Annotated in this window: 24 protein-coding genes and 1 pseudogene; 18 read left to right on the top strand and 7 right to left on the bottom strand. The window is 71.4% G+C overall.

The window, feature by feature from the left end:
* Nucleotide 1: 1 nt before the first annotated feature.
* The 13 genes and pseudogenes from ADK36_RS21570 to ADK36_RS21630 all read left to right on the top strand — a co-directional run.
* Nucleotides 2–1,252 carry an amidohydrolase family protein gene (locus tag ADK36_RS21570; protein WP_053198676.1) on the top strand — a complete coding sequence of 417 codons (1,251 nt, stop codon included), beginning with the start codon at nucleotides 2–4 and terminating at the stop codon, nucleotides 1,250–1,252.
* Nucleotides 1,252–2,037, top strand: coding sequence for a class I SAM-dependent methyltransferase (locus ADK36_RS21575; RefSeq protein WP_053198679.1), 786 nt, complete (start codon nucleotides 1,252–1,254; stop codon nucleotides 2,035–2,037). Before ADK36_RS21570 ends, ADK36_RS21575 begins: the two co-directional genes overlap by 1 nt.
* Nucleotides 2,034–3,278: a cytochrome P450 gene (locus tag ADK36_RS21580; RefSeq protein ID WP_053198681.1), complete on the top strand. Its 1,245-nt coding sequence runs from the start codon at nucleotides 2,034–2,036 to the stop codon at nucleotides 3,276–3,278. The genes ADK36_RS21575 and ADK36_RS21580 overlap by 4 nt, the downstream gene beginning before the upstream one ends.
* Nucleotides 3,272–3,517 carry a ferredoxin gene (locus ADK36_RS21585; RefSeq protein ID WP_048586544.1) on the top strand — a complete coding sequence of 82 codons (246 nt, stop codon included), beginning with the start codon at nucleotides 3,272–3,274 and terminating at the stop codon, nucleotides 3,515–3,517. Before ADK36_RS21580 ends, ADK36_RS21585 begins: the two co-directional genes overlap by 7 nt.
* 11 nt (nucleotides 3,518–3,528) lie before the next feature.
* A complete protein-coding gene (locus tag ADK36_RS21590; protein WP_048586543.1) occupies nucleotides 3,529–4,698 on the top strand; it encodes an aminotransferase class I/II-fold pyridoxal phosphate-dependent enzyme in 1,170 nt (389 codons plus the stop codon).
* Between the two features lie 75 nt (nucleotides 4,699–4,773).
* Nucleotides 4,774–6,009, top strand: a complete 1,236-nt coding sequence (locus ADK36_RS21595; RefSeq protein ID WP_234329829.1) for a trans-sulfuration enzyme family protein — start codon at nucleotides 4,774–4,776, stop codon at nucleotides 6,007–6,009.
* Between the two features lie 9 nt (nucleotides 6,010–6,018).
* On the top strand, nucleotides 6,019–7,029 hold the full coding sequence (locus tag ADK36_RS21600) for an OsmC family protein (protein ID WP_048586541.1): 1,011 nt from the start codon (nucleotides 6,019–6,021) through the stop codon (nucleotides 7,027–7,029).
* Between the two features lie 32 nt (nucleotides 7,030–7,061).
* Entirely contained in the window at nucleotides 7,062–8,261 is a 1,200-nt protein-coding gene (locus ADK36_RS21605) for an FAD/NAD(P)-binding protein (protein WP_048586540.1), read from the top strand.
* Nucleotides 8,262–8,401: 140 nt separating this feature from the next.
* Nucleotides 8,402–9,421, top strand: a complete 1,020-nt coding sequence (galE, locus tag ADK36_RS21610; RefSeq protein ID WP_048586539.1) for a UDP-glucose 4-epimerase GalE — start codon at nucleotides 8,402–8,404, stop codon at nucleotides 9,419–9,421.
* 262 nt (nucleotides 9,422–9,683) lie between these two features.
* The gene (locus tag ADK36_RS21615; RefSeq protein ID WP_053198682.1) at nucleotides 9,684–11,144 is read left to right on the top strand and encodes a hypothetical protein; all 1,461 of its coding nucleotides are present in this window, start codon (nucleotides 9,684–9,686) and stop codon (nucleotides 11,142–11,144) included.
* 273 nt (nucleotides 11,145–11,417) lie between these two features.
* On the top strand, nucleotides 11,418–11,918 hold the full coding sequence (locus tag ADK36_RS21620) for a hypothetical protein (protein ID WP_048586537.1): 501 nt from the start codon (nucleotides 11,418–11,420) through the stop codon (nucleotides 11,916–11,918).
* A 116-nt stretch (nucleotides 11,919–12,034) separates the two neighbouring features.
* On the top strand, nucleotides 12,035–12,931 hold the full coding sequence (locus ADK36_RS21625; RefSeq protein WP_048586536.1) for a glycosyltransferase family 2 protein: 897 nt from the start codon (nucleotides 12,035–12,037) through the stop codon (nucleotides 12,929–12,931).
* Between the two features lie 456 nt (nucleotides 12,932–13,387).
* A pseudogene (locus ADK36_RS21630) lies at nucleotides 13,388–16,622 on the top strand (BTAD domain-containing putative transcriptional regulator); the annotation flags it as partial.
* 6 nt (nucleotides 16,623–16,628) lie between these two features.
* Here ADK36_RS21630 and ADK36_RS21635 read toward each other — a convergent pair.
* From ADK36_RS21635 to ADK36_RS21645, 3 genes are all read right to left on the bottom strand, one after another.
* Complete coding sequence (locus tag ADK36_RS21635; protein ID WP_053198684.1) at nucleotides 16,629–18,332, bottom strand: bifunctional 3'-5' exonuclease/DNA polymerase; 1,704 nt, start codon at nucleotides 18,330–18,332, stop codon at nucleotides 16,629–16,631.
* Between the two features lie 71 nt (nucleotides 18,333–18,403).
* The gene (locus ADK36_RS21640) at nucleotides 18,404–19,153 is read right to left on the bottom strand and encodes a Clp protease N-terminal domain-containing protein (RefSeq protein ID WP_048587369.1); all 750 of its coding nucleotides are present in this window, start codon (nucleotides 19,151–19,153) and stop codon (nucleotides 18,404–18,406) included.
* 56 nt (nucleotides 19,154–19,209) lie between these two features.
* Complete coding sequence (locus ADK36_RS21645; protein WP_234329830.1) at nucleotides 19,210–19,692, bottom strand: GNAT family N-acetyltransferase; 483 nt, start codon at nucleotides 19,690–19,692, stop codon at nucleotides 19,210–19,212.
* Between the two features lie 55 nt (nucleotides 19,693–19,747).
* Here ADK36_RS21645 and ADK36_RS21650 point away from each other — a divergent pair, with 55 nt between their 5' ends.
* A complete protein-coding gene (locus tag ADK36_RS21650; RefSeq protein ID WP_048587368.1) occupies nucleotides 19,748–20,863 on the top strand; it encodes a DUF2786 domain-containing protein in 1,116 nt (371 codons plus the stop codon).
* 33 nt (nucleotides 20,864–20,896) lie between these two features.
* On the opposite strand, the gene ADK36_RS21655 is transcribed toward ADK36_RS21650, so the two are convergent.
* The 4 genes from ADK36_RS21655 to rpmB form a co-directional block, all read right to left on the bottom strand.
* Nucleotides 20,897–21,409 (bottom strand): DUF4232 domain-containing protein, encoded by a 513-nt coding sequence (locus ADK36_RS21655; RefSeq protein ID WP_048587367.1) that lies wholly within the window; start codon nucleotides 21,407–21,409, stop codon nucleotides 20,897–20,899.
* Between the two features lie 75 nt (nucleotides 21,410–21,484).
* Nucleotides 21,485–21,961: a hypothetical protein gene (locus ADK36_RS21660; protein WP_048587371.1), complete on the bottom strand. Its 477-nt coding sequence runs from the start codon at nucleotides 21,959–21,961 to the stop codon at nucleotides 21,485–21,487.
* Between the two features lie 277 nt (nucleotides 21,962–22,238).
* Nucleotides 22,239–22,544 (bottom strand): 30S ribosomal protein S14, encoded by a 306-nt coding sequence (rpsN, locus tag ADK36_RS21665; protein ID WP_048587366.1) that lies wholly within the window; start codon nucleotides 22,542–22,544, stop codon nucleotides 22,239–22,241.
* Nucleotides 22,544–22,780, bottom strand: a complete 237-nt coding sequence (gene rpmB / locus ADK36_RS21670; RefSeq protein ID WP_048587365.1) for a 50S ribosomal protein L28 — start codon at nucleotides 22,778–22,780, stop codon at nucleotides 22,544–22,546. The genes rpsN and rpmB overlap by 1 nt, the downstream gene beginning before the upstream one ends.
* 62 nt (nucleotides 22,781–22,842) lie before the next feature.
* Between rpmB and rpmG the strand changes: the two genes are divergently transcribed.
* The 4 genes from rpmG to rpsR are packed head-to-tail and all read left to right on the top strand — an operon-like array spanning nucleotide 22,843 to nucleotide 24,696.
* A complete protein-coding gene (rpmG, locus tag ADK36_RS21675) occupies nucleotides 22,843–23,007 on the top strand; it encodes a 50S ribosomal protein L33 (protein WP_048587364.1) in 165 nt (54 codons plus the stop codon).
* Between the two features lie 8 nt (nucleotides 23,008–23,015).
* On the top strand, nucleotides 23,016–23,273 hold the full coding sequence (locus ADK36_RS21680; RefSeq protein ID WP_030052812.1) for a type B 50S ribosomal protein L31: 258 nt from the start codon (nucleotides 23,016–23,018) through the stop codon (nucleotides 23,271–23,273).
* 5 nt (nucleotides 23,274–23,278) lie between these two features.
* Complete coding sequence (locus ADK36_RS21685) at nucleotides 23,279–24,457, top strand: CobW family GTP-binding protein (protein ID WP_048587363.1); 1,179 nt, start codon at nucleotides 23,279–23,281, stop codon at nucleotides 24,455–24,457.
* 5 nt (nucleotides 24,458–24,462) lie between these two features.
* Nucleotides 24,463–24,696, top strand: a complete 234-nt coding sequence (gene rpsR, locus ADK36_RS21690) for a 30S ribosomal protein S18 (protein WP_048587362.1) — start codon at nucleotides 24,463–24,465, stop codon at nucleotides 24,694–24,696.
* Nucleotides 24,697–25,004: the final 308 nt, after the last annotated feature.

Here is a 25,004-nt window from a genome sequence, read left to right on the forward strand (position 1 = left end):
AATGGCAGGCGACACGGCGGGCCGTGGCCCGCGCGAGGCCGTCCTGCTGTCAGCGGACAGAGTGATCACCGGACACCGTCGGGAGGTACTGGACGACGCCGCCGTACTCGTGGCGGGGCAGAAGCTCGCCTGGGTCGGACACACCCAAGCCCTCCCCGAGGAGTATCGGGGGGTGCGGCACGTGCCGCTGCGCGGCTGCACCCTGCTGCCCGGCCTGATCGAGGGCCACGCCCATCTCTGCCTCGACGGCGGCAAGGCGCCGTTCGAACGGTTCGCAACCGCGCGGCCCGAGGAGGTCGTCGACTACGCCGCCGAGGCTCTGCGGCGCATGGCGCGCTCCGGCATCACCACGGTGCGGGACCTGGGCGCGCCGATCTTCCTGGCCGAGGCGCTCCGGAGCGGCGCCGTCCTCGGCGGGCTGCCCGGCCCGCGGGTGGTCCATGCCGGTGTGCCGCTGACCTCCCCCGACGGCCACTGCGCGGTCATGGGCGGCGCGGCGAAGGACACTTCCGAAGCCCTGGCGCTCATCGACGACAACCGGCGCCACGGAGCCGGCTGGACGAAGCTCATGGTCACGGGCGGCTTTCTGGCGTCGGGGGCCTCTTCGCCCTACCACAGCCAGTTTCCGCAAGACCTGCTGGGCGCCGCCGTCCGTGCCTCACACGCCCTGGCCATGAAGGTGGCCGCCCACGCCCACGGCGTCGAGGGCATCCGGGCAGCTGTCGAGGCAGGGGTGGACAGCGTGGAGCACTGCACCTGGATGGAGGAAGGCGGATTTCGGGTGGACGCCGCACTGGTCGCCGAGATGAGCGCACGCGACACAGCGGTGAGCGTGACCGTGAACTCCCGCGCCCGCGCCGCGTCAGGGAGGCTGCCCTGGCACGAACGCAGGTCGCAGCTCGCGCTGCTCCACACCTCGGGTGTGCCGCTGATCGCGGGCACCGACTGCGGCATAGGCGGCACGCCGCACGACGACCTCCCCGCCTCGTTGGACGCCTACACCGATTTCGGCATGTCACCGATCGAGGTGATCGAGTGCGCTACCGGCACCAACGCCCGACTGCTGGGACTGGCGCCGCAGACCGGCACTCTCACGCCGGGCAGCTGGGCGGACGTCCTCGCGGTCCACGGCGACCCGTCGGAGTTGCTCACCCGGCTGACCGACGTGGTCTGCGTGCTCGTGCGCGGCTGCCCTGTCGCGAAGCCGTCCTCACCCCCGTCGCTGTACGCGGCGCTTTCCCAGGAGAACTGATGTCAGTAGAGAACGAATACGCGACGCTGGACCCGCTCGAGACCCGGATCATGACGCACCGCAGGTTCAGCGAGCGCGCCGACGACGTCGAGGAGGCCGTCTACGGCCACATCCGGGAACAACTCGGCACCAACCTCCTCGATGTGGGCTGTGGCACCGGGTCCTTCCTGCGCCGCCTGCGCGCCTGGGGGTACTCCGGTGAACTCGCCGGGCTCGACAGCTCGCCGGCAGCCGTTGAACGGGTGCGTTCCGACGGAGCTGCCACCGGTGTGCTCGGCCAGGCCACCGCTCTGCCGTTCGAGGACGGGCGGTTCACCACGGTCACCGCGCGCCACATGCTGTACCACGTCTCCGAGCCCGAGGCCGCGCTCCGGGAGTTCGCCAGGGTGGCTGGGCCACACGGCCAGGTGGCCGTCAGCGTCAACCACGCCAGGACCGTCCCCGGAGTCACCGAACTGGTGGAACGCCATCTCGCCGCCCATGCCCTGCCCTCGGTCTCGCTGGCGGGTAGCACCGATTCGGAGCGCCTGCCGGCGATGATGGCCGAGGTCTTTCCCCGCGTGCGCTCGTACTCGCACGACAACGCCCTCGTCTTCCCCGACGCCGACGCGCTCATCCGGTTCGCCGTCGCCGTCCTCGGCGTGTACGGCCTGAGCGCGGACAGTGCGGCGGGGCGCTCGGTGGCCGACGGGATCCGAGCAGAGGCGACCGTCTGGTTCGACGCGAACCGCGGTCCGTGGCGCGACCCGAAGGGCTACACCATCTGCATCGGGAGGTTCTCATGACCGCGCAGAATCAGTCCCCGACGCGCGGCTGCCCGTTGATGGGGGACCCCCGTGACGAGGCCATGGCCTATCCCTTTCCGGGTGTGCACACTCTTGAGCTGGAGCCGGAATACGGTCCGCTGCTGCAGGGAGACCGGCTGTACCCGGTCACCATGCCGCACGGCGGCCGGGCCTGGCTGGCCACCCGTTACGTCCATGTCCGCCAGGTACTGGCCGACCCTCGGTTCTCCCGCGCCCTCGCCAATCACGTCGAGGCGCCGCGGCTGTCCTCGGAAGTGCTGCCGCAGACCTCCATGATGGCGATGGACCCGCCCGAGCACACCCGCGTTCGCAGGGCGCTGGCCCAGGAGTTCACCAGCGACCGGGTCGAGTTGCTGCGCGACCGCGCGGAACGGCTGGTGGACCGTCTGCTCGACACGATGACGGAGGCCGGCCGACCGGCCGACCTCCTTGCACATCTGGCGATTCCCTTCCCGCTCCTCATGGTCTGCGAGCTGCTCGGCGTCCCCGAGACCGACCGGGGCACCTTCACCGAGCTGTCCGCCTTCCTCCGCTCCAGGGGCATGCCGGTGGAGCGGCGCGAGAGCGCTCGACGGGAGTTCGAGACGTATGTCGAGGGCCTGCTCGCCGGCACCCGCATCGATCCGGCTGGGCTCCTCGCCCGGCTCAAGACCGCGCACGAGCACGTCGACGAGGGGCTCAGCGTCCAGGAGATCATCGACGTGGCCATCGCACTGCTGGTCGGCGGAGTCGGCAGTCCCAGCACTCTGCTCGCCAGCGGTGTCTGCATGCTGCTGCGCCGGCCCGATCTGGTGGAGGCGCTCCGCACCGACCCCAGGCTCGTCGAGGCCACGGTCGAGGAGTTGCTGCGGTTGGTCCCCGTCGGCGTGGGCGGCGGCTTCATGCGGGTGGCGAGAGAGGACGTCCGGGTCGGCGCCACCCTGGTGCGGCGCGGGGAAGCCGTACTCCCGGCCATGACCGCGGCGAACCGGGACCCCGAGATCTTCCCTGACGCCCACCGGCTGAGGCCGGAGCGGAAGTCGTCCCACCGGCACCTGGGACTCGGGCACGGCGCGCACCACTGCATCGGCGCACACCTGGCAAGGGTCGAACTGCAGACCGCGATCGGGCGCCTCTTCCACAGGCTGCCGGGGCTCCGGCTCGCGGTGCCTGAACCGGAGCTGCGCTGGCACGACGGGCTCGTCGTGCGGGAGTTGAAGGAGCTGCCGGTCACATGGTGAACGTCGAGAAGGCCACGCGGTGGGAGGTAGCGGTGGATCCAGGCCGCTGTATCGGGTCGGGTACCTGTCTGGCCCTGGCACCCCACCTCTTCCGGACTGGCGCGGGCGCCGTCACCGAGGTGTCCGCGGCGGAGGCGCCGGCCGAGAGCGCGGTGCTGGACAGCGCCGTCTGCTGCCCCTCACAGGCCATCACCATCACGGACGCGGCCACCGGAGCACCACTGCATCCCGGACAGTGAGGAGCCCGACCATGAACCCCTACTCCTACAAGTGGCAGATGTACCCCGGGCTCATTCCGCTGTGCCACGGCGACATGGACTTCGACAGCGACCCGAAGGTGATCGAAGCCGTCCTGTCCAGGCTGTCCTGGCCGCTGACCTACCCTCCGCCCTATCGGGTCAGCGGTGTCGCCACCACGCTGTCCCACTACTACCAGGACGCTCACGGACTGACCGTCCCCGAGGACGCCTTCTGGCTCGCCGCCGGCTGCCTCTCGCAGAGCTACCAGGTGTTCGCCTCCCTCCTCGCCCCGGGCGACGAAGTCCTTTACTGGAAGCCGGCGTTCAAGCACGTGCCGGGCGCCGTCGCAGCCGCTGGAGGCATCCCGGTGCCATTACCCGTCGTCGACCGGGAGCTCGTACGCGAGGACCTGGAGCGGTTGAGGGGGCCGGCCACGCGGGCCGTGTATCTCGTCAACCCCCACAATCCGACGGGCAAGGTGTTCACCGAGGCCGAGCTGCGCACGGTCAGCGAGTTCGCGGCCGCACACGACCTCGTCGTGGTCAGCAACGAGTTGCACGCGCGGCTGGTCTGGGAAGGCGGCCACACCCCGTTCGCCACAGTGGACGACGCCGCGCCGCAGCTGAGCATCACGCTCTCCGGTGCATCCAAGTCCCACAACCTGGCGGGCATCGGCGGAGCCTTCGCCTTCTCGCTCAACCGCACGTTGCTGGCGAGCGTCTGCGGACCGGCGATGCACCTGTGCCCGGAGGCGACCAGTGTCCAGCAGGCGGCGCTCGCGGCAGCCTACGGGGGCGACAGCCCGTGGCTGCGGGAGACGCGTGGCAGGCTCCGGTCGGCGCGCGACTATGTCTGCCGGGAACTGCGCGCGAAGCTGCCGGGAGTCGTCCTGTCGCCGCCCCAGGGCACCTACTTCCTCTGGGTCGATTTCCAGTCGTGCCTGCGACCCGGTGAGAACGCGGCCGAGGTGCTGCGGCGGGACTGCGGCGTCACCTCGGGGGCCGGCCCCGACTTCGGCGGGACCGCGAGCCAGGCCCGACTCTCCTTCGCCGCACAGGAGGACCTGCTGCGACAGGCGGTCCGGCAGATCACCGACGGACTCACAGGCCGGCTGAGCGGTGGAGGCCCGGCTGTCGACCAGCCGACCCCGGCCGCCGCGCAACCCACTCGAACGCACTGAATGAGGGTTCTCGTGAACACACCGGACCGTGCTGCCATCGGCTTTCAAAGCGGCCTAGAAGAAGAAGCCAACTGGGTGAACGACCTGCGCCGCCGCCGTAGGGAAGGGCCCCGCTCCACGCACAACAACGTCGTCGATGCCTCGGCCGGGGCCTCCACCCGTGCCGTGCACTCGGGGGTCTACAAGGACCCCGTCACCGGAGCCGTCGGCACACCGATATTCCAGACCAGCACCTTCCTGCTCGACGAGCTGAGCTATGCCGCGTTCGAGCGCGGCGCGACCCGGGACGTGCCGATCTACAGCAGGTACGGAAACCCCTCCCAGTGGGCGGTGCAGGAGAAGGTCGCGGCACTGGAAGGTGCTCAGAGCGCCGTGGTGACCTCCTCGGGGATGAGCGCGATCGCCGGCACGGTCTATGCGCTCACCAACAACGGCAGTCACATCATCACGGCGTACGACGTCTACGGCGGCACCTACAACCTCATGCGTGAGGACATGCCGTCGGCCGGCCGCGAGGTCTCCTTCGTCGACGCCACCGATCTGTCGGCGATCGCCGCGGCAATCCGCCCGGAGACGCAACTGATGTTCTTCGAGAGCCTCACCAACCCCCTCCTCAAGGCACCGCCGCTGCGGGAGATCGCGGCGCTCGCACGACAGCACAACGTCCTGCTCGTCGTCGACAACACGCTGCTCTCTCCCGTGAACCTCCGGCCTCTCGACCTGGGCGCCGACGTGGTGCTGCACAGCGCCACGAAGTACCTCAACGGGCACAGCGACCTGACGGCCGGAGTCGTGGCCGGCAGCCGGAAGTATGCCGACCGGATATGGGCACAGATCCTGCGCTTCGGCGGAACGCTGGAATCGTTCTCCTGCTTTCTCCTGGAACGCGGCATGAAAACCCTCGTCCCCAGGATGTGCGCGCACAACAAGAACGCCACCGCGCTCGCCCGGTTTCTCGCCGACCACCAGAAAGTGCGGGCCGTCTACCATCCCTCGCTCGCCGATTACCCCTACCGACAACTGAAGGACGACGTTCTCGACGGTTACGGAGGAATGGTCGCCTTCGAGGTGGAAGGCGGAGACGAGGACGCCCTGAAGTTCCTGGACAGGGTCCGCGTCCCCTGCGCCGCCACCAGCCTGGGCGGCGTCGAATCACTGGTCAGCATGCCCGCCAACACCTCGCACTGTTCCCTCACCACTTCACAGCGGGCGGCCATCGGCATCAACGGCGGGCTGATCCGCTACTCGGCGGGGATCGAGAACACCGAAGACCTCATCGCGGACACCGCGCGGGCACTCGATTCCCTCTAGGAGGACGGCATGCGGAACAGCTTCAACATAGCGAGCTTCAGCGAACTCGTGCAGGAGACCAAAGAGGACCCGGAGAAGGCGCAGTTCTACTACGGGGCCCGCGCTCGTTACCTTCCGCACCGGGGAGTGAGAGTTTTCGCCACGCCGGCCCTGCTGGGCGGTGTCAAGTCTGCCCGCCGGTTCGGGTTCGACGTCGCCGAACCCGCGGCGCACCGGCTTTCCGACGAACCCACGCCCATGGAGATGGCGCTCACGGGTATCGCCTCCTGCTCGGTGAAGAGCACCATCGCCGGGGGAAGTTCGCGCAACGTGAACTTCGACGCGCTGGCGATGACCATCTCGGCCCAGCTGGTCCCGGGCGGCGACGAGCAGCTCGGCGCCGCGAAGGTGGCGGAGCTGAGCTGCGAGCTCACCGCGCAGACCGACACGGCCGGGACGGTGCTGGCCGAGATCGCCGCGCAGGTGGCGGAGCGCAGTCCCAACCACCGCACGGCGACGGACAAGACCGAGACGCGGTTCCTGCTCGGCGGTCGGCCGGTACCGCTGCCGAGCGACGACACCCCGGCTCCGGACACCGGTGGGTCGCGCTCGGTCGCCCGGCACGTGACGTGGCTGAGCGGTGCCCAGCTGGAGTCCCGGGACGCCTCCGGCAAGGGCGGGGTACTCCGTGTCGACCAGCCCAAACAGCTCGCCGGCGTGGACTGGGGACCGAACCCGCAGGAATACCTGGTGATGGCAGCCGCCGCCGACATCGCGCAGCTGGCCGGGCGTGCCCAGCAGCTGCGGACGGGAGAGTCCGGCGAGTGGGTCGTCGAAGCCACCGGGCACCTCGACATCCGGGGGCTCATGAACGTGGATCCCACCGCCCCCATCGGACTGCAGACGGTCATCTTCACACTGCGTGCCCCCGACGGCATGCGGTCGGCGGATGCGGTGGCGGACGTCTGCCGGGCCGCGGCGGCCTCAGCCGTTGTCGATCTCATCGCCCGTCCCCATCCGGCAGCCGTGCACGTGGGCTGAAGACCCCACCGGGGCAGGGAAAGGACTCACCGTTGAAGAAAGCTCTGTGCCAGGTCGTGGGTTTCGGGCCCGCCGCGCTGGGGGTGGCCGTGGCCGCCGACCGCGGCGGCGTGCTGGACCGGCTCCTCGGTGAGGGGCTGGTCTTCCTCGACCGGCACACCGAAGGGCCGCCCGGCGGGCGGCGCCTGCCCTATCTGATCGAGTCCAACTCGGCCGCCTCGGACTTCCTCGGTGCCGTCGACCCGGCCGGTGCCTTCGCCGAGGCCCTGGCCGGTCCGGCCGCCCGGTTGTTGAGCGACCGGGCCGACCGACATGTCCCCCTCACGGTCGCGGGGGCCTTCCTGGACGATCTCGCCCAGGTGGTGGCGGCGACCGCGCCGGACGCCTTGATCCGGGCCGACGTGGCGAGCCTCCGGCGCGGTGCCGACGGAACCTGGACGAGCGTCACAGCCGACGGCACACCTCTCGTCACCTCACGCTTCGCGGTGCTGGCCACCGGAGGCCACGAGGACACGGCGCTGACCGCTCGGCGCCACGGCATCCCGCCGTCGCGCGTTCTGCCGTCGGGGGAACTGCTCGCGGGGAAACTGACGTACGTGGTCGGGCGGCTGCGAGCAGGTGGCCAGGTCGCCATCCTCGGCGGCTCACACAGTGCGTTCGCCGCCGCGGCACTGCTGCTGGACCGCCTGGGAGACCAGGCGCCGAGACACGGCGTCCACGTCGTCCACCGCACCCTCGCGCTGGGCCACCCCCGTCCCTGGGCCATGGACCGCCCAGCAGCGGCACCCGTCATGGCCTGGGAGGTCTGTGAGGAGACCGGGGTGGTCAACCGCTTCCACGGGCTGCGCGGTGTCGCCCGGGAGCTGTGTCTGAAAGCCCTGTCCGGCAGCGAAGACAGGCTCATGCTGCACGACGCCACGCACGCGCCGCCGGGCATACTCTCCCGGGCCGATCTGGTCGTACACGCCACCGGCTACCGCACCAGACAGGTTCCCCTTTATGACGTGGACGGCCGTCCGGTGGCCCTCAGCCGCTCGGACGGAGCGGTCGATGTCGACGACGAGTGCCGCGTCACGGGCGCGGACGGGGCCGTCGTACCGGGGCTGTTCGGGCTGGGCCTTGGTTATGCCCGACAGGATCCCTACGGGCGGCGCCGCGTGGGGGTCAACGTCTTTCACGGGACGGACGCCGATCATGTCGTGCGCGCGGTGGGCTCGGTCTGCCCGGCGTGAGCCCACCACGATCGTCGGCGAGTCGGAGTCGGAGCCGGAGTCCCGGTACCGCACCCGGTTGATGGTTACGCGTCAAATCCCTTGATTTCAGGGCTACTTGAACGAAGTTCAGTGAAAAGGGCGGTGCTAGAGTGCGGACCATGCGGATCTTGGTCACTGGCGGTAGTGGATACATCGGTTCTCACACCACGGTGCAGCTCGTGGCTGCTGGTCACGAGGTCGTGATCGCGGACGATTTCAGCCGCAGCAAGCGCGCTGTTCTGGGCAGGCTGGAGGAACTCTGCGGCGCGCCGGTCGCATGCCGTGTCGTCGATCTGACGGACAGGGAGGCGACCAGGGAGCTCTTCGAGCAGGAGTCCTTCGAGGCGGTCATGCACTTCGCAGGGCTGAAGGCCGTCGGAGAATCCGTCGCGCTGCCCCTGGAGTACTACACGAACAACCTCGGGCTCACGCTGTCGGTGCTGGACGCGATGCGCGCCACGGGTGTGAAGAAGTTCGTGTTCTCCTCCTCGGCCACCGTCTACGGAGAGCACGCCTCCGTGCCCATGCGGGAGGACATGCCCACCTCCGCGACCAACCCGTACGGCTGGACCAAGGTGATGCAGGAGCAGATGCTGCGTGACCTCGCCACCGCGGCTCCCGACATGCGCGTTGCCCTGCTGCGCTACTTCAATCCGGTCGGCGCACATCCCTCCGGCCTCATCGGTGAGGACCCGCACGGCGTTCCCAACAACCTGATGCCGCTGCTCGCTCAGATCGCGGTGGGCCAGCGCAACCGCCTCAACCTGTTCGGCAGGGACTACCCCACTCCCGACGGCACAGCACGCCGCGACTACCTTCACGTCGAAGACCTCGCTGCCGGCCACGTCGCGGCCCTCGACGCTCTGAGCAGCAGAGAAGAAGCCGTCTCCACCTGGAATCTCGGCACCGGCACACCTACCTCGGTGCTGGAGCTGGTGGCGGCGTTCGCCGAGGCCAGTGGCCGCGTGATTCCGACTGTGGACTCCGCGCGCCGTGCGGGCGACATCGCCGAATCCTACGCCGACCCGACCAAGGCTCAGACGGAGCTCGGCTGGAAGGCCACTCGAACCATCCAGGACATGTGCGCCGACACCTGGCGCTGGCAGTCGAGCAATCCCACGGGGTATCCCGATGCCTGAGGCCGGCCGGGGCAGGCGGCAGTCTGACCAGTGCTGCAGAGCGCGATGCGTGCGCGATACGTAGGTCTCGGGTTCGCATCCCTGAGGCGGCTCCCGATCTCCTCATAGGTCGGCTCCCCATCTGCTCCCGCCCCTCCAGGTCCGCCCCCTGGCCCGCCCCACCAACTGCTCTTCACCTCACGGCCGTTGACCCTCCCCACCCGCGCCAGCAGAATGACCCCGCACTTGTGAGAGCGCTCTCAAGGCCCGGCAAGGGAGACCCATGAACGGCATGACCGGCGTGAACCGCATGACCGACAGGCAAGGACCGGCGCTCAGCCGCCGCGCGCTCATAGGAGCCGGGCTCGGCGCCGCGGTGCTCACCGCGGCCGGGGTCGGGTCGGCCCACGCCGACGCCGCTGGGGTTGGACCGGCCCAGGCCGACGCGGCCGGGGCGGGCTCCGTCGGCGCCCGTGCCCGTGCGACCTCGGCCCAGCGCCGCGGCCACGCCTTCCTCGCCGCCACCATGGACGCCTACCCGGACCACGGAGGCATCCGCCTCGCCCAGAGCTACGCCGACCAGGCCGGGTTGTTCAGCACGGCCTTCACCTACGACAACGCCCTCGCCGTCCTCGCCCACCTCGCCGCCCGCACCGCCGACGGGCGGGCCCGGGCCGTGGTGCTCGGGGACGCGCTGCTGTACGCCCAGGAGCACGACCCGGCCCACGACGACGGTCGGCTGCGGCAGGCATACAACGTCGGGCCGTACACCTTCTACGACGGCTCGCTCCAGCCGGACGGGTTCGTGCGGGCGGACGGCAGTGTGAATGTCGGGACGCAGTTCGGGTTCACGGGGACGGCCGTGGGGGACATGGCCTGGGCCGGGATCGCGCTCAGCGTCCTCGCCGGGCGGACCGGGGAGCGGCGGTTCCTTGCCGGTGCGGTGCGGATCGGGGAGTGGATCGAGCGGAACGGCCGTACCGACGAACCTCTCGGCGGGTACAAGTTCGGGGTCGACGGGGCCAACCAGAAGCTGCCCTTCACGTCGACCGAGCACAACACCGACCTCGTCTGCCTCTTCGGGCGGCTCGCCCGGCTCACGGGGGACGGGGTCTGGCTGGAGCGGCGTGCTCGGGCCCGCGCGTTCCTCCACCACATGTGGGAGGCGGACGGCGGCTTCTTCTACACCGGGACCAATGACGGGGTGACCGTCAACAAGTCGCCGATTCCCGAGGACACCCAGACCTGGACCTACCTCGCCCTGGACTCCCGTTCCCACGCCCGGTCGCTGGACTGGGCCGCGCGCGAGCTGGCCGTCCTCGACCATGCCGAGCGGCGCAACAGCACGGTGCCGGCAGGGCAGTCGTACGAAGGTGTCACCTTCAGCTCGGCCGGTCTCCTCGCGAACGAGGACGCCCCGATCGCCGATTCGCAGCCCAAGCCCGACCGCAACGGCGTGTGGTTCGAGGGGACTGCTCATCTCGCGCTCGCCCTGCGGGAGCGGCACGGACGCGGGGACGAGGCGCGGGCACGGCGGCTGATCGACTCCATTGAGCGGGCCCAGGATCTGCTCGGGGCCGGTCAGACCGTCGGTGGGCGGGCCCTTCCCGAGCGGTCCGGGGTCGTGTCGGCCAGCAGCCCGCTCGACACCGGGTTCGGGTTCGGGTACTACCCGTACCGGCACCTGGGGGCGACCGCCTGGTATCTGATGGCGGCCGTGCGCTCCAACCCGCTGCGGGCCTGAATCGGCCCGTACTTCGACGGCACCGATCGTCGCCCGCTTGCGGTGGCGGTGCCGCCGTCTGCGCAGGACAGCGTGGTGGCGCCAACTCTGCGCCCGCGCCCGCGCCTTCTGGGCGAAGGCCCCCTCCACCATCCGCCGGTCTCGGTCGGAGGCGGCCGTTCCGGTGGTGGGGGTGACGACGAAAACCTGGGTCGCGCCGTCGCCGTCCAAGGGGGAGAAGCGGAGGATGGGGGAAGACGGTGAGGGTGGCTGGAGTGTGAGGAGGGGTCCGCGGTGGCTGACTCCGGTACGGGCGCCTCGGGCGCGGGCGCTTCCGGTACGGGTGCCTCCGGTACCGGCGCTTCCGGCAAGGGCCCTTCAGGTACTCCGCTCGCCCGGAAGATCGGCATCGGGCCGGGCCACCGGATCCGGCTCCGTCACGCGCCCGCCGGCTGGGACATCCCCGGGCTGCCGGACGGCTGCGACGTGGCCGAGGGGGGCCCGCGGGGCGCGGACGTCGCCGTCGCGTTCTACCGGTCGTACGTCGATCTCGTCGCCGAAGGTCCCGGGCTGGTCGGCGACCTCGCCGATGACGCCATGCTCTGGGTCGCCTGGCCCCGGCGGGCGGCCGGCCACGTCAGCGACATCACGGAGAACGGGCTGCGGGACCTCTTCCTCCCGCTCGGCGTGGTCGATGTGAAGGTCGCGACGCTCGGGGTGGACTGGTCGGGACTGAAGTTCGTACGGCGCAGGGAGAACCGCCGGACACAGCCTCGTACACAGCCCCGTAGGTAGCCCGAGGTAGCCCCTGCCGTCCCTGTGCACAACGGCGAACGCGAGAAGTCCTTGCCGTGAACCACTAGCATCGCGCCGGTAATCGCAGCCGGCACGTGGTGAGGGCAGGGCAGGGTATGACGGAACCGAGGATCGCTGTCGCCGTGGTGACCATGGGGAACCGTCCCGCCGAGGTCGACGCGCTGCTCGAGTCCGTGGCCAAGCAGGATCTCGCCCCCGTCCGGATCGTCGTCGTCGGCAACGGCTGCCCGCTGCCCGAGTTCGCCGAGCGGCTGGGGCTGCCCGGCGAGGTCACGCCCATCGAGCTCGACGAGAACCTGGGCTGTCCGGGTGGCCGGAACGTGGCCCTCGCGAGGCTGCGCGCCTTCGGGGACGTCGACGTCGTGGTCGAGCTGGACGACGACGGGCTCCTCGTCGACGCCGACGTACTGCGCCGCGTACGCGACCTGTACGCCGCCGACGACCGGCTCGGCATCGTCGGCTTCCGCATCGCCGACGAGCAGGGCGAGACCCAGCAGCGGCACGTGCCTCGTATCGGCAGGTCGGACCCCCTCCGGGGCGGATACGTCACCGGCTTCCTCGGCGGCGGACACGCGCTGCGCATGGCGATGCTCGCCGAGACCGGGGACTGGCCCGCCGAGTTCTTCTTCGCCCACGAGGAGACCGACCTGGCCTGGCGGGCCGCCGACGCGGGCTGGCGCATCCTCTACGCGCCCGAACTGCTCCTGCAGCACCCGAAGACCTCGCCCGCCCGGCACGCCATCTACTTCCGGGTGAACGCCCGCAACCGGGTCTGGCTGGCCCGCCGCCGACTGCCCCTCGCGCTGATCCCCGTGCACCTCGGGGTGTGGGTGCTCCTCACCCTCGTACGCAACCGGTCGTCGCCGGCGGGTCTGCGCGCCTGGTTCGGCGGCTTCCTGGAGGGCCTGCGGGAGCCGGCCGGTGAGCGGCGGCCCATGCGGTGGCGCACGGTGTGGGGCCTGTGCCGGCTGGGCCGGCCGCCCGTGATCTGAGAAACAGAAAGAGGGACGCGGGCCCCGGTCGTTCACCTCCGCCGACCGGGACCCGCATGCGTCCCCGGATCCGGCCGCGGCGGCGACACTCCCCCGAGTTGCGCGGTGTACGCGCGCGCCGTCGGGCCAGATCCGATGAAGTGATCACATCAGGTCGCGCCAACGGATCGCTAACATGTGACCAACGGGGTTCCGTTTCGACGTCGCTCAACTGGCGCGAAGTCGACGGACACTGTCGGAAGACGGCCTGGACCGGAACGCTTTCCGGCCGAGGACCGTCGATGAGAGGGTGGCGGGAAACCGTCGTACAAGGGGCGGCTTCGCCAGGCACGGCCGTTTCCGTCGTGCGGTGGTTCCGTCGTGGAGCGCGGGCACGGGTGCGGGTCCGCCGCGCGGGAAGGCAGTGGCGGAGTGAAGCGGTACGGGCTGCGGTTCGGACTGCTGGGACCACCGGTTGTGTTCGAGGGTTCCTCCTACGACGACTCAGGCCCCGAGCATGACGCGGCGGGCGTGGCCGACCGTGCCGTTCGGATCATCAGCAGCCCCAAGGTGCGAGCCCTGCTCGCCGCGCTGCTGCTCGAAGGCGGCCGGGTCGTCTCCGTGGAGTCGCTGACGGACGCGCTGTGGGGCGGCGCGCCGCCCGCGTCGGCGCGGGCCTCGCTGCACAACCACGTGGCCCGGTTGCGCCGGCTGCTCGACGACCCCGAACGGCTGCGCGCGGTGCCGCCCGGCTATGTGCTGCGCGTGGACGAGGGCGAACTGGACGTCGACGTCTTCGTGAGCCGTGTCGCCGTGGCCCGCGCCGCGCACGCCGAACGGGACTGGGAGCGCACGGTGCGCGAGTGCACGGCCGCGCTCGCGCTGTGGCGGGGCACCCCCCTGGACGGCCTGCCCGCCGAGGTGGGCGGCTACGCACTCGTCCAGCGCCTGGCGGAGGCGCGGCTGCTGCTCCTGGAGTTGCGTTACGACGCCGGGCTGGCCGTCGCCGGTCCACGCCTCGACGCTCTCGTCCCGGAACTGGCGGCACTGGCCGCCGAACATCCGCTGCGCGAGGCCTTCCACCGCCACCTGATGCTCGCCCTGCACCGCACCGGCCGCCGCGCCGAGGCCCTCGCCGTCCACCGCGACCTGCGCATGCGCCTGATCGAGGAACTCGGTGTGGAGCCGGGGGCGGGGGTGCGGGAGGCACATGTGGAGGTGCTGCGGGGATCGGACGGCGGCGGTGCTGCCGGGAGTGGGCTGCGAAGGACCTCGGACGGTTCCGCCGGCCGGGGCGAGGACGCGGCGCGAGGTGCCCTCGGCGCTGCCGCCTCCCACGCCGACGATGTGCGCCACGACTCCGCGAACCCTGCCGCCCCGCACGTTGCCGAGATCCCCCTGCGGTCCGGGCACACCCATGCCGTCCCCGAGGCCGACATCCGGGAGACGGCCGCCCCCGCCGGCGAAACCCTCCCGGACACCGGCCCCCCCACGACCACCTCACCCCGCCCAACTCCCCCCTTCTCCCGCCTACTTCACCGGCCGCACCACCGCCCTCGGCGACCTGCGCCGCATCCTCGCCCCTGTCCGGCGGTCCGCCGTCCCTGTCGCCGTGATCAGCGGTATGGCCGGCGTCGGCAAGAGCGCGCTCGCGCTCCACGCCGCCCACGGGCTGGCGGACCACTTCCCCGACGGCCAGCTCTACGTCAACCTGCATGGCGCCACCCCCGGCATGCCCCCGCTCACCACCGGCCAGGCGCTCACCGCGCTCCTCCGCGACCTGGGCGCCGATCCCCGCTCCATCCCCGAACACCCCGATGCGGCCGCCGCGTTGCTGCGCTCGCTGCTCGCGCCGACCCGCACGCTCATGGTCCTGGACGACGCCGCGGACGCCGCCCAGGTACGACCGCTCCTCCCGGCCGGCCCCGGCTGTGCGGTGATCGTCACCAGCCGTTCCCCGCTGACGGCCCTGGACGGCGTACGCCGCTTCCCGCTCACGCCCCTGACCGCGGAGGACAGCGCGGCGCTGCTGCGTGCGGCTTCGGGGCGCGACGGAGCTTTCGGCCGAGTGCCCCAGGCCCCGGGCGAACACGCCGCAGGCTCCCCGGCCGGTGACGGCATCGACGCTGCCCACCCCCTCGTCGCACTCACCGGCGGCCTCCCCCTCGCCCTGCGCGTGGTCGCCGCCCGGCTGGCCGCCCGCCGTGCCCTCACCCCGGACGTCCTCGCCGAGCAACTCGCGGCCACCGAGGGACGGTTGCGCCACCTCGAGTACGACGACCTGAGCGTCCGTCGCTCTCTCGCCGTCGCCCACGACGCCCTCGCCGCCTCCGACCGCGAGGCCAACCGGGACGCGGCCCTCGCCCTGCGCCGCATCGGCGCCCTCGACCTGCCCACGTACGGCGCACCCCTGCTGGCCCGTCTGACCGGTACCGACGAGCGCCGCACCGAGGCCGCCCTCGACCGCCTCGTCGACGTGGCCCTCCTGGAGGAGGTCGCCTACGGCCGCTACGCCCCGCACGACCTGGTGCGCGACTTCGCCCGTGAGCTCGCGGGGGCGGACGGCGAGACGGACGCCGCGGGAACCGCCCTCCGCTGGTACGCCGCCGTCGCCGAACGCACCCTCACCGCCATCGTCAAAGCCGGCCTCGACCAGGACGACCGCCGCAGGCCGACGGCCACCCAGCCGCCGGAGCACACGGCCCATGTGCGCACGACCGCTCCCTTCCCCGGCCCCGAGGAAGCCTTCGCCTGGTGTGACCTGGAGTTGGAGAACATCGTCGTCCTGGTCGAGCGGTATGCGGATGCCGTGGGCCACGGCACCGCCGCCCATGTCTCCACCCTCATCCGTCTTCTCTTCCCCTGCCTCCATCGCTCCGGACGCGTCGCCGAGACGGAGGTGCTCGGCAGGGCCGCTCTCCGTGTGGCGCGGCGGCTCGGTGACGAGGCCGCCGAGGCGTACGCGCTGGGCGACGTCGCCGGCCTGCACTTCCTGACCGGTCGCAAGAACGAGGCCCTCACCCTCAACGACCGGTCCCTGGCGATCTGGCGGCGACTGGATATGGCCTCCCGGATCTGGACCTGTCTCAACAACCGGGCCCTGCTCCTCGAAAGTCTCGGCCGGTACGACGAGTGCGGGCAGACACTGCACCAGAGCCTTGAGTACTCACGGCTGATGGACAATCCCTACAACCAGGCTCTGACGTACCAGCACCTCGGCAACCTCTACGAGCACACCGATCCCAGGGCCGCCATCGAGCAGCACCACCTCTCGCTCACCATCGGTGTCGAGATCGGCAACGCCATCGTGCAGCACGGCGCCCACTGCAACATCGGTTACGCCCACCTGACTCTCGGCGAACCGGCCGCCGCCGTACCCCACTTCGAGGACAGCCTGCGCATCCTCGGCGGCCACGGCAACTGGCAGGGCGAGTCCCAGACCCGCCTCGGCCTGGTACGCGCTCTGCGCAGCCTCGGCGACACCGACCGCGCCACCCACGAGTGCGCCGAACTCCTGGCCCGAGCCGATGCCCGGGCCGACCGCTACACGAGCGGCCAGGCCCGCCACCAGCGCGGTCTGCTGCTGCACGAAGACGGCCGTATCCAGGAGGCCTACGCCGAGTGGCGCACGGCGCTCGACGCGCTGGACGGAACGGACGCGGAGGAGGTCGTCCAGGAGCTCAGGGAACTGCTGGCCGCAGCCGACGCGGGGTGACGGTCACTTCGCGTCGGCATAGCACTCCACCACCGCCGTGGTGAACGGAAACCGCACCGGCGTCTCCCCGAACGTCAGCCGCCCCGCCAGCTCCGCCGCCTCCCGGATCGCCGCCACGACCGTTTCGGCCTCCTCCTCGGGACAGTGCACGATCACCTCGTCGTGCTGGAAGAAGACCAGCTCCGCCGCCATGCCCGCGCAGGTCCGCCGCAGTGCCGCGAGCAGCAACAGTGTCCAGTCGGCCGCGCTGCCCTGGACGACGAAGTTGCGGGCGAAGCGGCCCCGGGCGCGAGCGTTGGTCGAGGCGTAGCCCCGCCCCCACTCCTGCGGCCCGGAGCCTTCGGCCGGATCGTCCTCCGGAACCGGCACCGGAATGCCCGCCTCCTCCGCGGCATCCTCCGTCGCCCCTGCCGCCGGCGGACACGTCCGCCCCAGCCAGGTCCGCACGAGCCGCCCCTCCTCACCGGCCCGCGCCGCATCGTCGACGTACGCCACCGCCTTGGGGAACCGGCGTCTGAGCGCGGCGAGGTTCTTGAGCCCGTCCCCGGACGTCTGCCCGTACACGGCGCCCAGCACGGCGATCTTGGCCTGGTCGCGGTCGCCGGAGAAGGCGCGGTCGGAGACGGACTGGTAGAGGTCGGTCTCCCGGCCGGCCACCTCCATCAGACCGGGGTCCCGGGAGATCGCCGCCAGCACCCGGGGCTCCATCTGGTCGGCGTCGGCCACGACGAGCCGCCAGCCGGGGTCGGCGACCACGGCGCGCCGGATGACCTTCGGGATCTGGAGCCCGCCCCCGCCGTTGGTCACCCACCGACCGGTGACCGTCCCGCCCGCGAGGAACTCCGGTCTGAACCGCCCGTCCCGCACCCAGTCCTGGAGCCAGGACCAGCCGTGGGCCACCCAGATCCGGTACAGCTTCTTGTACTCGACCAGTGGCTTCACCGCCGGATGGTCGAGGGACTCGATCTCCCAGCGACGGGTCGATCTGACCTTGATGCCGGCCTGCGCGAAGGCCTTGATCACATCGGCGGGCAGATCGGGCCGCACCCGGCGCCCGAACGCGGCCGACACCTCGTCCGCCAGCTCGGCCAGCCGCCGCGGCTCCCCGCCCCCGGCATACCGCTCGCCGAGCAGGTCGTGCAGGACCCGGCGGTGCGCCTCGGCGCTCCACGGCAGTCCGGCCCGGTTCATCTCGGCCGCGACGAGCATCCCCGCGGACTCGGCCGCGGTCAGCAGCCGCATCCGCTCCGGGTGCGCGGTGGCGTCGTGCCGACGCTGCTGGTCGGCGTACACCTCGACGAGGTCGGCCAGCGGCACATGGACCGCCTGCGGCTCGAAGAGCGGGGACTGCGAGCCGGGTTCGGCCGAGCGCTGGGGCGGATCGGGCGGGACGGGCCGGCCCCGCAGCCGGGCCAGCGCGGCGGCGGCCGACCTCGGTTCCCCGTGCCGCCCCTCGTGGCCGAGCAGGAGCGTCTCGGCGTCCTCGATGTCGTAGCACCGCTCCACTCGCACCCCCGTGGCGAGCAGTCGCGGGTAGACCTCGGCGGTGGACCGCCACACCCACCGCGCGACCTCGGGCCGCCCGCGCACGGCCTCGGCCAGATCCGCCTCCCGGCGCACCGGCCCCGCGGGCAGCCCGTCCGGACCGAGGGGGGCGATCTCCACGCCACCGTCCTCGGCCGGAGCGAGTGCCCACCGGTCGGTCATGCTGCGAGTCTGGCAGGGGGGTCTGACAACGGCCCCGACGTGCGGCCTTCGCCCTCCCACCGACAGCTACCTCAGGCCTTCTCCTCCCCCTCCTTCGTCTCATGGGACTTCAGCAGCGCGCCGAGCAGCTCCGTCACGTAGCCCTCGACAGCCGCCTTCTCGATGCCGAGCCCGCTGAGGACGCCCTGGCCGTTCTCGTGCTCCAGCAGGGCCAGCAGGATGTGCTCGGTGCCGATGTAGTTGTGGCCGAGGCGCAGGGCCTCGCGGAAGGTGAGTTCGAGGGCCTTCTTGGCGTTGCTGTCGAAGGGGATGAGTGCGGGTACGTCCTCGGCGCGCGGCGGCAGGGCGGCGGTCGCGGCCTCGCGCACGGCGTCCAGGGTGACGCCCTGCGCGGTGATGGCCTTCGCCCCGATGCTGTCCGCATCGGCGAGCAGGCCGAGGAGCAGGTGCTCGGTGCTGATCTGGTCGTTGCCCGCGGTCTTGGCCTCGTTCTGGGAGACGACCACCACGTTCCTGGCCCGTTGCGTGTAGCGGCTGAAGCCCTGGCTGGGGTCGAGGTCCGACTCGGACTTCGGCACGAACCGCTTCTGCGCGGCCTGCCGGGTGACCCCCATGCTCTTGCCGATGTCCGTCCAGGACGCGCCCGAACGCCGGGCCTGGTCCACGAAGTGACCGATCAGGTGATCGGCCACGTCGCCGAGGTGATCCGCGGCGATCACCGCGTCCTGGAGCTGGTCGAGCGCGTCGGTGTGGACCTTCTTGATGGCTTCGATGAGGTCGTCGAGACGTACGGATGACGTGGTGGTCGGGTTCGTCGACATGTGACAACCGTAGGTTGACAGTGCGGGGGGTGTCAACCGGCAGTTGACATCGACTGTCAGAGTCCCTTGGCGAAGCAGCGACTGTCGGAATAACCCCGGTAGGGACCGAAGTTGGCCGTCGGCGCATACCCGCAGGCGACATACAGCCGCATGGCCTCGTGCAGCGGCGTCCCCGTCTCCAGCACCATGCGGACCCGTCCGGCGGCCCGCGCGCTGTCCTCCAGCGCCCGCAGAACGCCGCGGGCCAGCCCCCGCCCCCGCGCCTCGGGCACCACGAACATCCGCTTGAGTTCGGCGTCCCCGTCCGCGTACCCCTCGTCGCCGGCCTCCTGGGCCCGCCAGCCGCCGCAGGCCACGGGCTTGTCCGCGACGTACGCGATCAGGAACAGCCCGTCCGGCGGGTCGAAATGGGTCGGATGCAGCGGGGTCATGTCGTCGTAGCCGTAGCGCCGCATGTACTCGGCCTGCGCGAGATCCGAGAGCTTCACGGCGTCGGGATGATCGAAACGTACGGGGCGCATCTCGTCCGGGAACTCCATGAGAGCGGAAGCTAGGGGTGCCCCCGGTGTTCCACAAGGCATTTACGATCCCCTGGTGAGCACGCCCAGCACTGTCGACCGCGCCTTCGAGTCCGCCCTCTACGACACCGGCCACGCCACGCTCGACACCGGCGCCTCCCTCCTCGCCGCCGCCCCCGAGGCGGACGCGGAACTCGCCCGGCGCGGCCGGGAGTTCGTCGCGGCGGCCTGGCGGCGCGGCTGGCAGCCCGCCGACGTCGTGCGGCTGGTGCGGCGCGAGCTGGACGACGTACACGTACGACTGCTCGCGGCGCTGATCCGCGCGCAGCGGCCGGACGACCGCCCCCGCGGCCCCCGCTGGACCGCACAGCTCGACGATCTGCCCGCCCAGGCCCCGCCCCGCACCGACCGCTTCTCGCACGCGACCGCCGTCCTGGAGCTGTACCGCCTCCTGCTGCGGCTGCCCGCGCTGGAGCCCCTGGACGAGCCGGCCAGGTCCGCCTCCGGGCGGCCCAGGCCCGAGTCCCGCATGCTCACCCGCATCCGCGCGTTGCTGGCGAAGGCGGAGGCGACCGGATTCCCGGAGGAGGCGGAGGCGCTCAGCGGCAAGGCGCAGGAGCTGATGGCCCGGCACAGCATCGACGAGGCACTGCTCGCGACCCGCGCGCACGCCGCCAAGGACGCGCCCGGCGCCTGCCGTATCGGCGTCGAACCACCCTACGAACAGGCGAAGGCGGTCCTGCTGGACGCGGTGGCGACGGCCAACCACTGCCGTGCCGTGTGGAACGAACCCTTCGGCTTCTCCACGGTCGTCGGCTTCGAGGCCGACCTGGAGGTGGTCGAGCTGCTCCACACCTCGCTCCTCGTGCAGGCCCAGACCGCGATGACCAAGGCGGAGGCGGCCCAGCGGGCGGGCGGCCGCAAGCGTACGAAGACCTTCCGGCAGTCCTTCCTGGCGGCCTACGCCCACCGCGTCGGCACCCGCCTGGCCGAGGCGGCGCAGACCCAGGTCACCCAGGACCTGCTCCCGGTCCTCGCCTCCCGCGAGGTGGCCGTCACCGACCGCCTGGACCGCATGTTCCCGGAGACCACCACGACCCGCCTGCGCGGCGTCAGCGACGAGGCGGGCTGGGTGGAGGGATCGGAGGCGGCCGACAGGGCGCAGGTGGCCCCCCGCCGCCCTCTCGACTGAACCGCTGAAACCGCTGAACGCTGAGGAACCGGGTCAGTCGCCGGACTGCTGGAACCCGCTCACCGAGGCGTCCGGCGTCTGCCCGTCGCTCTTCAGCGCGACATCGCCGTACGACCACTTGAAGTCGCGTGTCTTGGTGGCGCCGGGCAGATGGATCTTCACCTGCTTCACGGGGAGGCTCTTGGTGCCGCCCCCCTCTCCCCGGACATAGGTGAGGATGAAGGAAGTGGAGGCATCCTTCGCGAAGGTCGTCTTCCGCACCCCGGCCTCGTCGGCCCTGACGGTGGTCACGGTGTCGCCCGAGTCGAACTCGATGGCGGGCAGCCCCTCCAGCGTGCACTCGGCACCGCCGCGGTTGGTGACCGTGACGGGCACGTTGCCGGTGTCCCCGGCGGCGGGGGCGGCGTTGGCGGGCCCGAACTTCACGGAGACCTCGTCGGCGCAGGAGGAACCGGTCTTGCTGTCCTGGCCCTTGTCCCCGTCGTCGCAGGCGGTCAGGAGGAGGGCCGCAGCGAGGGCGGCGACGGTGAGGGAGGTGGCGCGCATGGGTCCTCTGGGGGTGACGTCGGTGATCGCTCCGCGATCACCGCACGGATGGGGCGGACAGTCACCGATCAAACATCACGAACCCAGACCGGCCGTCGGCAGCCCCGTGGGAAGCTTCCCGCCCTCCGCCTTGGTGTAGTTCTCCGCGCCGAGGCCGCCCTCCCAGGTGACCTTCAGCCGCGCCTTGTCGACGGAGTCGACCATCCCGACGGCCCGGTCCTTGCTGCCGTCGGGGCACTTGAGGCGGATCATCCGCATCCCGTCCCGCTCACCGGCGGTCCCGCTGCACACGGTCCCGCCGGTCGCGAAGAGCCCGGCCTTCGTGCCGGTGACGACCAGCACGACCGCCTTGCCGTCGGTCGTGGCCAGCCAGCTGCCCTCCAGGCCACCGGAGGCCGACCCCGCCCCTCCCGTACCGCCGCCCGTGTCGGCACTGGCGGTCGCGGAGGAGCCGTCCGTGGAGTCGGAGCCCTTGTCGGAGCCGCCGTCACCGCTGCACGCGGTCAGGGCGAGCGCGCCGGCCAGGGAGGCGGCCACGGCCGCGGCCCGCATCCGCCGGCCCGACATCGTGCGCGTACGGGAGAAAGTCGCCGAGGTCACTGGAAGCTCCCAAGCTGTAGCGGTCGGCATACGGCCGAGTCAGCCACGTGGCCGAAACGACCGCAGCAAGTTACCAGGGAGTCCGATCCACAGCCCCAGAACCCACCGGACCGCCCCAGAACCCGCCGGACCGCCCCAGCCAGACCAGCCAGCCCGCCAGACCAGCCCGGCCACCCACGTACCAGGGCGACCACCCACCTAACAGGGCGGCCACCCCCTGCCAGGACCCCTACCAGGACGACTTGCGCACCCCAGGCAGATACCCGGCGTGTGCCTGCTCCCGCAGCGACACCCGGGACAGCCCGAAGGTCCGGAAGTAGCCGCGCGGCCGCCCGTCCACCTGGTCGCGGTTGCGCACGCGCGTGGCGCTCGCGTCCCGCGGTTGCCGACTCAGCTCCCGCTGCGCGGCCAGCCGTTCGGCATCGGTGGACGAGGGCCGGCGGATGATCTCCTTCAGCTCGGCCCGCCGCGCGGCGTACCGCGCGACGATCTCCTGCCGCCGCTCGTTCTTCGCGATCTTGCTCTTCTTGGCCATCAGACCTTCACCCCTCGGGCGCGGATACGGGCGACGGCGGCCTCGACACCGATCGCGTCAACGGTCTTGATCCCCTTGGTGCTCAGCCGCAGCCGCACATACCGGCCCTCACTGGGCAGCCAGTAGCGCTTGCTCTGGATGTTCGGGTCGAAGCGGCGGGAGGTCCGCCGATGTGAGTGGGAAATGGAGTTGCCGAACCCGGGCTGGGCGCCGGTCAGCATGCAGTGGGCGGACACAGGTGACGAACCTCTCCTCGCTTGCTCCTGTTAATGGAATTCATTTTCAGTAAGATAGCAGCATGGCACGCAACGAACTCCGCCCGGTCATCAAGCTCCGGTCCACAGCCGGCACCGGTTTCACCTACGTGACCCGCAAGAACCGCCGCAACGACCCGGACCGTATGACCCTGCGCAAGTACGACCCGATCGCCGGCCGCCACGTCGACTTCCGAGAGGAGCGCTGAACCACCCCATGCGCAACGGAATCCACCCGCCCTACGGCCCCGTCGTCTTCCGCGACCGGGCAGCGAACCACGCGTTCCTCACCCGCTCGACCCTCGCCGCCGTACCCACGGACAAGACGATCGAGTGGGAGGACGGCAACACCTACCCGGTCGTCGACGTCGAGATCTCGAACGTGAGCCACCCCTTCTACACCGGCACGGCCCGCGTCCTGGACACCGCCGGCCGCGTCGAGCGCTTCGAGCGCCGCTACGGGAAGCAGGCCTGAGCGAGGTGCCCGAACTCTCTGTCGTGATCGTCGCCGGCCTCCACGCCGACGCCCGCAAGGCGACAGTCGCCCAGCTGCTCGCCGACGTCCCCGACAGCGTCGTACTCCACCACGACCTGGCGACGGCCACCGCCGGCACCGTCGTCCGGACGATCCGCGACGCCACCGGAATCGTGACCGCCGCCGAGACGCCCCTCGTCAACGACTGCGCCTGCTGCGCCCTGCGCGAGGACCTGGTGCCGGAGCTGCTCCGGATCCGGGACACCGGCGGCACCCGTATGGCGATCGTCGAACTGTGGGAATCGGTCGAGCCGAAGGCCATGGCCGAGGTGGTCACGGCCGGCGGGCTCACGGTGACCGGCGTGATCACCGCGGTCGACCCCGCGCTGGTCCTGCCCTACCTGGGCAATGGCGACGACCTGTCCGAGCGGGGCCTGGCGGCCGCGGCGACCGACCAGCGCACGGTCGCCGACACCTTCGCCCGCCAACTCGAATACGCCCCCGTCCTCGCCGTGACCGACTCCCCGGAGGCCGACGAGGAGGACCGCGAACTGCTCGCCCAACTCCACCCGACGGCCCGCCAGGTCACCATCTCCGCTCCGCCCACGGACGCCCTGACGGTGCCGCCCCCGCGCCGACGCCCCACTTCCGCCCTCGCCCAGGCGGCCCTGGCCGGCTTCGACGTCGAGTCGGCCGACGCCGCCCAGCACCCGGCCTGCGCCCTGCTCCCCGCGGAGGCCGACGCGCACGGCGTCTCCACCCTTGTCTGGCACCGCCGCCGGCCCTTCCACCCGGAGCGGCTGTACGCGGCACTGGAGGACCTGACCTGCGCGGCGGCCCGCAGCCGGGGCCGCTTCTGGCTGGCCGACAAACCGGACGTCCTCCTCCACTGGGACGCCGCGGGCGGCGCCCTGTGCCTGGAGAGCGCGGGCCCTTGGCTCGCCTCACTCCCCGACGCGGCCTGGGACATGGTCCCGCCGGTGCGCCGGGCCGCCGCGGCGCTGGACTGGCACCCCGAGCACGGCGACTGCTGCCAGCACCTGGTCTTCACGTCCCCCGCCCTCGACCGCGACGGCCTGGAGCAACTCCTCGAATCCTGCCTCCTGACCGACGCCGAGTACGCCGCCGGCCGCGCCGCCTGGAAACAACTCCCGCCCGCCTTCGACACGCTCCTGGAGGTCTGACCCCCATGCCCCGCAAGCCGGACCGCAAGCCCACCAAGCCCCGCCCCAACCCCCTGGACCACGCAGGCATCACCTACATCGACTACAAGGACACCGACCTCCTGCGGAAGTTCATCTCCGACCGAGGCAAGATCCGCAGCCGCCGAGTCACCCGAGTGACGGTCCAGCAGCAACGCCGACTCGCAAAGGCCATCAAGAACGCCAGGGAAATGGCCCTCCTCCCGTACGCCACCCGCTGACTCCGCCAGCGACCGGCACGGCAAGCGACCGCAGGCCCTTGGACGGCGTCCCCCCCCACGGGCCCGCAGCCGCGTACGGCGGCGAGGGGACGCGTCGGGGGGTGTCCGCCCGCAGAGTCCGGTGTCAAGAAACGGCACCTCCAGCGCAAGGCCCACCACCGGACCGAGGACGGACACCCCCCCGGCGCGGCCCCGACCCACCCCCACCCGCAGGCGCTACGCGCACCCCCACCCACCCCGCACAGGCGCCGCAGGCATGGCCGGTAGTCCCGACTGCCCGCAGTTTGGAACACATGGGCCCCGGAACG

Origin of the sequence: Streptomyces viridochromogenes (assembly GCF_001270495.1) — a bacterium.
Taxonomy (GTDB): domain Bacteria; phylum Actinomycetota; class Actinomycetes; order Streptomycetales; family Streptomycetaceae; genus Streptomyces; species Streptomyces viridochromogenes_A.